The organism is uncultured Microbacterium sp. (assembly GCF_963521645.1).
Taxonomy (GTDB): Bacteria; Actinomycetota; Actinomycetes; order Actinomycetales; family Microbacteriaceae; genus Microbacterium.
In genome coordinates, this window is record NZ_CAUQVQ010000111.1 from 1 (window position 1) to 6569 (window position 6569).

General features: G+C 68.3%; 6 protein-coding genes. All 6 read left to right on the forward strand.

All coding sequences use genetic code 11. The features are described from left to right. Positions 1 to 83: 83 nt before the first annotated feature. Positions 84 to 1784 carry an ABC transporter substrate-binding protein gene (locus tag RWO82_RS14605; RefSeq protein WP_314428256.1) on the forward strand — a complete coding sequence of 567 codons (1701 nt, stop codon included), beginning with the start codon at positions 84 to 86 and terminating at the stop codon, positions 1782 to 1784. A gap of 2 nt (positions 1785 to 1786) precedes the next feature. Then, positions 1787 to 2761 carry an ABC transporter permease gene (locus RWO82_RS14610; RefSeq protein ID WP_314428257.1) on the forward strand — a complete coding sequence of 325 codons (975 nt, stop codon included), beginning with the start codon at positions 1787 to 1789 and terminating at the stop codon, positions 2759 to 2761. Then, on the forward strand, positions 2758 to 3756 hold the full coding sequence (locus RWO82_RS14615) for an ABC transporter permease (protein WP_314428258.1): 999 nt from the start codon (positions 2758 to 2760) through the stop codon (positions 3754 to 3756). The genes RWO82_RS14610 and RWO82_RS14615 overlap by 4 nt, the downstream gene beginning before the upstream one ends. Continuing rightward, a complete protein-coding gene (locus RWO82_RS14620; RefSeq protein ID WP_314428259.1) occupies positions 3753 to 4658 on the forward strand; it encodes an ABC transporter ATP-binding protein in 906 nt (301 codons plus the stop codon). The genes RWO82_RS14615 and RWO82_RS14620 overlap by 4 nt, the downstream gene beginning before the upstream one ends. Then, a complete protein-coding gene (locus tag RWO82_RS14625) occupies positions 4658 to 5572 on the forward strand; it encodes an ATP-binding cassette domain-containing protein (RefSeq protein WP_314428260.1) in 915 nt (304 codons plus the stop codon). Before RWO82_RS14620 ends, RWO82_RS14625 begins: the two co-directional genes overlap by 1 nt. Further along, the coding region (locus RWO82_RS14630) for an alpha/beta hydrolase family protein (protein ID WP_314428261.1) at positions 5569 to 6569 on the forward strand (1001 nt) is incomplete at its 3' end. The genes RWO82_RS14625 and RWO82_RS14630, both read left to right, overlap by 4 nt.

The following is a 6569-nucleotide window of genomic DNA, read 5'->3' on the forward strand; positions in this document are numbered from 1 at the left end:
ACCAGTACAGTTGTACATTGCACTGTCATGGGGTTCTATGGAAACCATTCGCAATGGCGCAATCGACAGAAAGGTCTGGTCTCGTGACCGCATCTAGAAGGCTCCCCGCATTCATCGCCGCGGCAGCCGCATCCGCTCTGCTCGTCACCGGCTGTTCTGCCGGAGGAGGTGACTCGAACGCCTCCCAGCCCGGCACCGACGGCACGCCCCAGTCGGGCGGCACGGTGCACATGCTGCAGAACGCCGACTTCTCGTACCTCGACCCGTCCCGCGGATTCGACGGCGGCGTCAACGCGTTCTACCGTCTCATCTACCGCGGCCTCACCATGCAGGCTGCGGGTGACGCCGAGGACCCGAACAAGATCGTCCCCGACCTGGCCGAGAAGCTCGGCGAGGCGTCGGAAGACGGCCTCACCTGGACGTACACGCTCAAGGACGACATCTTCTTCGACGACGGCACCCCCATCACGTCGGAGGCCATGAAGTTCGGCATCTCGCGCTCGTGGGACCCCCAGGTCGGCATCGGCTCGCCGTACCTGCGTCAGGTCATCGACGCTCCCGAGGACTACCAGGGCCCCTACGTCTCGGGCGATCTGCCCACGATCGAGACGCCCGACGACAAGACGATCGTCTTCCACCTGAAGAAGCCGTTCCCCGAGTTCGACAACGTGCTCGCGCAGCCCAACGCCGTGCCGTTCCCTGAGGGCACCGGCGCGGGCGACGAGTTCATCAACGACGTCATCGCCTCGGGCCCGTACACGCTCGCGGAGTACACCCCGGGCAGCTCGATCGTGCTCGAGCGCAACGAGTACTGGGACGACGCGACGGATGACGTGCGCAAGGCGTATCCCGACAGCTGGGAGTTCGAGATCGGCATCGACGCGGCCACGATCGACGAGCGCATGATCGCGGGTCAGAGCGACGACCGGAACGCGATCGCCGGCACGGTGAGCGCGGCCACGCTGCCGCGTCTGCAGACCCCGCAGCTGAAGGATCGTGCGATCACGGCGGATGCCTTCTGCACGACCTACATGTCGATGAACACGACCAAGGCGCCGTTCGACGACCCGCAGGTGCGCGACGCCATCAACTGGGCTATCGACCGCTCGGCGCTCGTGAACGCCTCGGGCGGCACGCAGCTCGCCGATCCGGCGTACACGATCATCCCGCCCGTGGTCTCGAGCTTCAAGGACTTCAACCTGTGGGAGTCCGAGGGCGACAAGGGCGACACCGAGAAGGCGCAGGAGCTGCTGGACGCTGCCGGTCTCTCCGACGGCTTCGAGTTCACGCTCGACATCCGCTCGCAGCCGCTCATGCAGGGTCAGGCCGAGGCGATCCAGCAGGCTCTCGAGCCGCTCGGCATCACGGTCAACCTCAACGTGATCGACACCTCGATCTACTACGAGACGATCGGCACGCCCTCGCAGCAGCACGACGCGGCGATCACCGGATGGTGCCCGGACTGGGCCTCGAGCGCGAGCACGATCATCCCGCCGCTGTTCGACGGACGGAACATCTTCGAGAAGGGCAACTCCAACCTCGCCCAGATCAACGACCAGGCCGTCAACGACCGCATCGACGAGATCACCGCGATGACCGACGTCGACGAGGCGAAGACCGCGTGGGGCGACCTCGACGAGCAGATCATGGGCCTCTCGCCCATCGCGCCGCTCGTCTTCAGCAAGGGCATCTTCCTGCCGGGTGAGAACATCGCCGGCTACTACCCGAGCACGAGCCTCACGGACCTGACGATCATCGGTCTCAAGGACCCCTCGAAGGGCTGAGCATGACCTTCAGCTCGACATCGCTCGAGTCCGAAGCCACGCCGGCGGGTGACTCCAGTCTCGAAACGACACTGGAGTCACCCCCGGCCTCTGGCCGGCGGCTGCTTCGCGCGTTCCTGACCGACTGGGGAGCCATGCTCTCCAGCGCCTACATCCTGCTCATCATCCTGATGGCGATCTTCGCGCCTCTGCTGACGATGCTGAGCGGATGGGGCCCGTACCAGTTCGACCAGTCGGCCATCGACCCGAACCTCGGCGCCATCCCGATCGGACCCTTCGGCGGCATCAGCGCCGAGCACTGGTTCGGCGTCGAGCCCGGCAGCGGCCGCGACATCTTCGCCCGCATCGCCTACGGGGCCCGCGTCTCGATGACCGTCGCCCTCTCGGCGACACTGCTGACGACCGTGATCGGCGTCGTGATGGGCCTGCTCGCCGGCTACTTCGGCGGACTCATCGACCTCGTGATCTCCCGCGTCATGGAGTTCCTGATGGCGTTCCCCGCTCTCATCTTCATGATCGCGATCCTCTCGGCCCTCCCCGCCGACAACCGTGTCTTCCTGCTCGTGGTCGTGATCTCGCTCTTCGGCTGGCCCTACCTCGCCCGCATCGTGCGCTCGCAGACCCTCTCGCTCAAGGAGCGCGAGTTCGTCGAGGCCGCCAAGGCCTCGGGAGCGACCAGCGCGCGCATCATCTTCCGCGAGATCCTGCCCAACCTGCAGTCCACGATCATCGTCATGGCGACGCTCGCGGTGCCGGGCTACATCGGCACCGAGGCCGGGCTCTCATTCCTCGGCGTCGGCGTGGTCCCGCCCACTCCGAGCTGGGGCCAGATGATCGCCGCCGCGACCCCGTGGTACGCCGTGGACCCGATGTACTTCGTGATCCCCGGTGCGTTCCTCTTCCTCCTGGTGCTGTCGTTCACCACCCTGGGCGACCGCATCCGCACCATCGCCACCAGTGGGGAGGCCCGCTCATGATCCGCATCGTCGGCTCGCGTCTGCTCGGCATGCTCGTCGTGCTGTTCCTGGTGACGCTGTTCACCTATGCGATCTTCTTCCTGCTGTCGGCCGACCCCGCCGTGCAGATCTGCGGCAAGAACTGCACGCCCGAGCGCATCGAGCAGATCCGCCTGAACCTCGGGCTCGACCAGCCGTTCTGGACCCAGTTCTGGGGCTACCTGGGCGGCCTGTTCACCGGCCGCACGTTCACGGTCGCGGGTGCCGCGGTCGAGTGCGCGGCCCCGTGCCTGGGCTACTCGTTCCAGACCAGCCAGCTCGTGGGCGACATGATCGTGCAGCGGCTGCCCATCACTGCGACCATCGCGATCGGCGCAGCGGCGCTGTGGCTGCTCGGCGGTGTGATCGCCGGTGTGCTCAGCGCCGTGAAGGAGGGGAAGTTCCTCGACCGCTTCTTCGCAGGGCTCACGCTCGGCTCCATGTCGATCCCGAACTATGTGCTCGCCCTCGCGCTGCAGTTCATCTTCGTGGTGGCGCTGGGCTGGCTGCCGTTCCCGCAGGCCGTGAAGTTCTCCGACGACCCCGTGCAGTGGTTCCTCAACTTCATCCTCCCGTGGATCGTCCTGGCCGTCGGCTACGCGGCGGTGTACACGCGCCTCACGCGTGCCAACGTCATCGACACCCTGCAGGAGAACTTCGTGCGCACCGCGCGGGCGAAGGGTCTGCAACCGGCGCTGGTCTGGCGGCGTCATGCGCTGCGGCCGGCGCTCACGCCGATCGTCACGATCTTCGGAATGGACGTCGCCGGTCTGCTCGGCGGCGCCGTGATCACCGAGACCGTATTCGGCCTGAACGGCGTCGGCAAGCTCACCGCCGACTCGATCACGGCCAACGACCAGCCCGTCATCATGGCCGTCACCCTGCTGTCGGCGTTCTTCGTGATCATCGGCAACATGGTGGTCGACCTGCTGTACACAGCGATCGATCCGCGCGTCAGAACGGGGGCCACCGCATGAGCGGCACCGAGAACAGCATGCCCGAGAACACCAGCCCCGAGGGCCGGATGCCGGATGCGGCGCCGCTGCTGTCGGTGCGCGACCTCACGGTCTCGTTCCGTACGGCACAGGGACCCGTCAGCGTCGTGAAAGACCTCGAGTTCGACGTGCCGCGCGGCGGTGCTCTCGGCATCGTCGGCGAGTCGGGATCGGGCAAGTCGATGACGAGCCTGGCGATCATGGGCCTGCTGCCCAAGGGCGGCACGGCCACCGGGTCGGTGCGGTTCGACGGCGCCGAGCTGCTCGGCATGCCCGAGCGCGAGAAGCGTCGCATCCGCGGCGACCGCATCGCGATGATCTTCCAGGATCCGCTGTCGTCGCTGAACCCGTACTACAAGGTCGGCACGCAGATCGCCGAGGCCTACCTCTCGCACCGCAGCGGCGTCTCGCGCAGGCAGGCCAGGGCGGTCGCGATCGAGGCGATGGAGCGGGTGCACATCCGCGACGCCGCCCGCCGTGTCGACCACTACCCGCACCAGTTCTCGGGCGGCATGCGCCAGCGCATCATGATCGCCATGGCGCTGAGCATGGAGCCCGACCTGATCATCGCCGACGAGCCGACCACCGCGCTCGACGTGACGGTGCAGGCGCAGATCCTCGACCTGCTCGACGAGATCCGCGGCGAGACCGGGGCGGGCCTGATCCTCATCACCCACGACCTCGCCGTCGTCAGCGAGGTCACCGACCAGATCGTCGTGATGCGCGCGGGGGAGACCGTCGAACGCGGCGACGTCGAGCAGGTCTTCAGCGATCCGCAGGCCGACTACACCCGTCGGCTGCTCGATGCGGTGCCGCGCATCGACGACGAGATCGGCGTGCTGCGCACGACCGAGATCACGGTGCAGAACGGGAGAAGCGCATGATGACACCCACCACACCGCTGTTCCGCGGCACCGACCTGGTGAAGGAGTTCGCGACGGGCTCCGCCGGTCCGCTCGGGAAGTCGAAGACCTTCCGCGCGGTCGACAACGTGTCTCTCGAGGTGCATCGCGGCGAGACGCTCGCGGTGGTCGGCGAGTCGGGGTCGGGCAAGTCGACCACCGCGCGACTCGTCGCCCGGCTGATGGACGCCACCAGCGGCACGCTCGAGTTCGAAGGGGCCGACGTGACCCGCGCGAAGGGCTCCGAGCTGCGGGAGTTCCGCGGCGCGGTGCAGGTCATCTTCCAGGATCCGTACTCGTCGCTGAACCCCAAGCACACGGTCGAACGCCTCGTGACGGCCCCGCTCGTGTATCAGGGACGCAAGATCCCGGGCGGCGCCCGCGCGTTCACCCGCGAGCTCATGGAGAGGGTGGGCCTCAACCCGATGCACTCCGAGCGCTACGCCTCGCAGTTCTCGGGCGGGCAGGCGCAGCGCATCGGCATCGCGAGGGCGCTGGCCGTGCGACCCAAGCTCGTCATCTGCGACGAGGCGGTGTCGGCGCTCGACGTGTCGGTGCAGGCGCAGGTCATCAATCTGCTGCGCGACCTGCAGTCCGACGAGGGCTTCGGCTACCTCTTCATCGCGCACGACCTCGCCGTGGTGCGGCAGATCGCGACCCGGGTCGCCGTGATGTCGCAGGGGGCGATCGTCGAGACGGGCATGCGCGACGAGATCTTCGAGCGTCCCGAGCACGAGTACACCCAGACCCTGCTGCGGGCGGTTCCGCGCATCAATCCCGAGTGGGACCGCGCGCGCAGACAGGCGGAGGCGGCACGCGCAGGCGCGACCCCCGAGGCGGGGACCGCCGCAGCGCCGCACGCCGCTGCCGCCGTGAGCACGGAGGAGAGCCGATGACCCGCACCGCGGCGACCACGACACCGACCGCGCAGTACATGCTGCCCGGCATCCGCGTCCGCGAGTACCGCACGACCGTGCCGCTCGACTGGAACACCCCCGACGGCGAGACGATCGAGCTGTTCGTGCGCGAGCTGGTCGATCCGGCGGCCGACACCGCCGAGCGTCCGCTGCTGACCTATCTGCAGGGCGGGCCGGGCGGCGCGAACCCGCGTCCGCTCGGCCGCGACGGCTGGATCGACGAGGCCCTGCGCGACTACCGCGTGGTGCTGGTCGACCAGCGCGGCACCGGCCGCAGCACCCCGGTGGATGCCGAGATCGTCGCCGCGCGCGGCGACGCGGGAGGCGCCTTCCTCGCGTGCTTCCGCGCGGATTCGATCGTGCGCGATCTCGAGCACGTGCGCGCCTCTCTCTACGACGGCCGCCGCTGGGCGACCCTGGCGCAGAGCTTCGGCGGCTGGATCACCATGACGTATCTGTCGTTCGCGCCCGAGGGCCTGACGGCGAGCTACGTGTGCGGCGGCGTGCCGGGCATCCCGCCCCGCGCGAGCGAGGTCTATCGCCGCACGTTCGATCGGGTCGAGGCCAAGACGGCCGAGTTCTACCGCCGCTATCCCGACGACGAGGCCGCGGTCGCGCGCATCGCCGACAGGCTGGCCGCGGGTGACGTGCGGCTGCCCGACGGCGACGTGCTGAGCGTGCGGCGGTGGCAGTCGCTCGGCATCGACTTCGGCATGAAGCCCGGATTCGAGCGCCTGCACTGGCTGGTCGAGAAGGCCTTCATCGAGGGTGATCGGCTATCCCCTGCGTTCCTGCAGGATGTGATGACGCTGTCGTCGAGCGCCGGGAACCCGCTGTTCTGGACCCTGCAGGAGTCGATCTACGGCGACGAGCACAGCGGCCCGACGGCGTGGGCGGCGCAGACCGAGCGCGAGCGGCGCGCGCAGTTCGACGAGACCCGCCGGCCGCTGCTGTTCACCGGCGAGATGGCGTTCCC